Source organism: Gilliamella sp. wkB292, from assembly GCF_001690235.1.
In the GTDB taxonomy this organism is placed as follows: Bacteria; Pseudomonadota; Gammaproteobacteria; order Enterobacterales; family Orbaceae; genus Gilliamella; species Gilliamella apicola_F.
This window is the reverse complement of sequence record NZ_LZGO01000070.1, coordinates 1-4249: the sequence shown is the minus strand read 5'-3', so window position 1 is coordinate 4249 and position 4249 is coordinate 1. Positions and strand designations below refer to the sequence as shown.

Below are 4249 nucleotides of genomic sequence, written 5' to 3'. Positions count from 1 at the left end.
TTCTTAATGGGAACTTAATCATCTAATTTTGAACAGTAATTTCCTTATATATAATATGTTATAAAGATTGTAATGAGTCATTATTTGTATGAATTAGCCGCAACTCAAAGAAATATATTATTGCTGCAAGGCCCCGTTGGTCCTTTTTTTAAAAAGGTATCATTATGGTTACAAAAATCTGGATGTAATGTTTATAAAATTAATTTCAATGGAGGAGATGAACATTTCTATCCAATTAATAGTACTCCATTTTATGAATCAATTGAGAAATTTCCTCATTTTTTAGATAATTATATAAAACAGCATCAAATTAATGCCATTATCGTTTTTGGTGATTGCCGCGCTTATCATAAAATTGCTAAGTCAATAGTTGACTCTAATCCAAATTTATCTTTTTGGGCTTTTGAAGAGGGATATCTCAGACCTCATTATATAACGTTTGAAAAAAATGGAGTAAATGGCTTTTCTCTTATTCCTAAAAACCAAGATTTTTATAAGAACATCAATGTTACAACGATTGATGAAAATAAAAGTAAATCTCATTTTTACTCTATGGTCTATTATAGCTCTATTTATTATATTTTTATGTTGTTGAAGAAACATAATTATCCAAATTACATACATCATAGAAAAACATCATTATCTTTTTATGCATCTCGTTGGGGATTAGCGCTTTTACGAAAATTTAAGGCAAAACTAATACAACCTAAATTAATAAAAAATGTAATAAATAATGAATATAAACCTTTTTTTGTTTTTCCTTTGCAATGCAATCAAGATTTTCAAATACAAGTTCATAGCCACTATCATTCGATGAAGTCATATATTTTTAGAGTTATTCGATCTTTTTCTATGTATGCAGATGATAAAAGCTATCTATTAATCAAACATCACCCTATGGATGAAGGCTTTAATAATTATAATCGTTTAATAAAAAAATTAGCTAGCCGTTATGGTGTAGATAAAAGAGTTATATATGTTCATGGTGTTCCTATGCCAATTTTACTTAGAAAAACGATTGGATTAGTTACTGTTAATAGTACATGTGGACTTTCAGCGCTTATTCATGGACTACCTGTAATAACTTTAGGTAATGCTCATTATGATATAAATGGATTAACTTTTCAGGACGGACTTGATCGTTTCTGGAAAGAAGGACAAAAACCTGATCCTGAACTGTTTGAACGATATCGAAGCTATTTATATAACAAATCTCAGATTAAAGGTTCCATTTATTACTCTGACTTTAAGTTAAATGCTAAATAATTTTAATTAAAAGAGAATATTCAAATGAGATATATAGTAACAAATATCAATGTAGATGGTAATTATTCAGACAATAAAGGGAATCTAGTTGTTGCACCAAAAACGTTGAATAATGTAACTGTAAATTTTGTCGGTAATAACAATAAATTAATTATCTCAGATACAAGTAAAATTCATGATATTAATTTTGATTTTCCATCACATAATGCCGTTATTCTTATTGGAGGGGATGGAAATTTATCAGGGCAAATAAGGGCTGGATATCATTGTTATATTAATATTGGTAATCATGTGACTTCCACTAGTAAAATATACATTACATCAGCAGAAAAAACAAAAATCATTATTGGTGATGATTGTATGTTCTCTACAGGAAATCAAATTCGTTCTGATGATGCCCATGCGATTTATGATGTTAATACTGGAGAAAGAGTAAACAAGTCTACTGATATTATTATTGGTGAGCATGTTTGGTTTGCTTATAACTCAGTAGTACTTTCAGGAAGTAAAATTGGAGAAGGTTCAATAGTAGGTTTTGCTAGTATAGTTAAAGGCAAATATCCAAATAATTGTATAATTGTAGGTACGCCTGCTAAAGTGACTAAGAAGAATGTTGCTTGGGAGAGGCCTCATGTAATGCTTTATGAACCTTGGATTAGGACTCATGAAAATCAAATCACCCCTCAGAAAGAATATTGGAATGAAACAAATGAGAATAGACCTATATATGTAGGTCAAGGTGTATTTCATAATACATACAAATTGACGCCTCCAGAAAAACTTCTTTATAAGAAAAAACATCGTCATTATATTGATTTATATGAAATTAATCTCAAAAAAAATAGGATTTATTTAAAAGGAATTGCAGCTATTATTGGTGTGCCTTGTCCAGAGTTCAACCCTCATATAAATAATTACTTATTATTTATTAATGAAAATGTATGTTATTCCAAAAAATTGGCAAAATTTTCAGACCCAAGTATCAGTCGAAAGTTATTTAATGGTGATTATATTAGCTATGATAAAGCTGGTATCTCCACCTTTAAACATCAAGGGCTGTTAATTGATGATATTTGTGATGGCGTATATAAATTAGTGATTAAATCAACTTTCAATGAATTGGAATATTATAGCGATCTAAAGTGTGAAAATTTTAAAGAATCAATTTATGAAGATGAAATGGTTTCTTTGAAATTGAATCTTATTCAAGAAACTGTTTATTTCGAAAAAATAACTAAAAAACTTAAATAATATGCGGTTATATGAGTAAACTGAGTAAATTTTTAAAAAATCCAGGAATATTTTTTAGAGATTATTTTATAAAAAAATATCCCTTGTCTTTAGATGAACAAGGCCATAATTTGTTAGATGAAAATATCTTAATTCAAAATGATTTAAGGCTATATGATATTACCGAGAATAAAACAAATGAATCTGTTGATGTTGTTATTACATGGGTAAATAATTGTGATCCTGATTGGATAATAAAATTTGAATACTATAAAAACCAAAAAGCTAGTAATATTAACCCTATTTCTATAGACAATGCCAGATTTGAGGATCATGGAGAATTATTTTATGTAATTAAAAGTATTGAACTAAATATGCCTTGGGTTCGAACTATCTTTTTAATTACTGATAATCAAATTCCTAGATTTGATCTTTCTAGCAAAGTTAAGATTATAAATCATAGTCAAATTATTGATAAAAAATATCTTCCTACTTTCAATTCTCATGTTATTGAGGCCCATTTACATAATGTTCCTGATCTGTCAGAAAATTTTATTTACTTCAATGATGATGTATTTATCGCAAGATACTTACCAAAATCTCACTTTTTGTCTGGAAATAATATATCTTCACTCTTCTTAAATAGAAGAAGTTTAGATGAAATGTTACAAAAAGGTATAACAACTCCAACTCTATCAGCATGTTTGAATTCAAGAAAATTATTATTCAAACAGTATAAAAGAAATATTGATGTTCCTTTAGTTCATACATATATCCCTTTAAAAAAAGCTTATTTTTCTTTTGCATGGTCACATTTTAATATTGAAATTAACTCTTTTATTAGTAATCGATTTAGAGATGATAATGATCTTAATTTAGCTACATTTTTAGTTCCATGGATTATGTATTTTGAACGGCAATCCATGCTAGCGAGGGATATCTGCTATTATTTTAATATTCGTTCTGCTTTTGCCAATACAAATTATAATTTCTTAAATTTTAAAAAGGAAAAGCAGTTATTACCTCATTCATTTTGTGCAAATGACTTTCAATCAAAAAAAGACTCGTCATTACAATATAAAGATAATTTAATGATTTTTCTAGAAAAATTTTATACTTAAAACTAGTTTGGATTTTAATTTTATGAATATACTTCATGTAATAACCCACGGCGGGTGGGCTGGTTCAGAATCAATCGCGGCATGTATTGCTAATGAACAAGCAGCTAGAGGCGATAATGTTACCGTTATACTTAGACGTAATAAAGCATTTAAAGATAAAGATATTCTGAGAAAATTTCTGCCTGCTATAAATATATTTTGGGTTGAACAAAATGAAACACATCCAGATAATCAAATGAAAAATTTAATGAAAAATGAACTATTCATTTACCAAATTTCTCTTGTTGATATATTTCATGCTCATTTGCCTTATGGATGTTTGCTTGGAAAGCTTATAAAAGAAAAATTCGAGCTAACATTTAATATTTGTGTAACAATGCATGTAAGATTTCATCCGTTGTATTATTTTGCAGATAAATTATTTACTGTGGCAAAATGGCAAAAACAAGAAATTCCTGATGATTATTCTGGAGAAGTGTTTACTGTAGAGAATTTTATTTGTAATGCGACTTATTCATTTAAAAAACAATTATTTTTATTAAAAAGAAAGTTTTATATTAGGGATAATTATAAATATATTGTATATATAGGAAGATTAGATTTAGTCAAAGGCGCTGATATACTTATTAGAG

Annotated in this window: 3 protein-coding genes and 1 pseudogene; all 4 read left to right on the top strand. The window is 27.7% G+C overall.

The annotated features are described in order from the left end of the window. Positions 1-84: 84 nt before the first annotated feature. A complete protein-coding gene (locus A9G09_RS09425) occupies positions 85-1266 on the top strand; it encodes a capsule biosynthesis protein (protein ID WP_218056884.1) in 1182 nt (393 codons plus the stop codon). Positions 1267-1290: 24 nt separating this feature from the next. Then, entirely contained in the window at positions 1291-2517 is a 1227-nt protein-coding gene (locus A9G09_RS09420; RefSeq protein ID WP_065634580.1) for an acyltransferase, read from the top strand. Positions 2518-2528: 11 nt separating this feature from the next. Continuing rightward, positions 2529-3617 (top strand): Stealth CR1 domain-containing protein, encoded by a 1089-nt coding sequence (locus A9G09_RS09415; protein WP_065634579.1) that lies wholly within the window; start codon positions 2529-2531, stop codon positions 3615-3617. Between the two features lie 22 nt (positions 3618-3639). Beyond that, positions 3640-4249 (top strand): annotated as a pseudogene (locus tag A9G09_RS09410) (glycosyl transferase family 1); the annotation flags it as partial.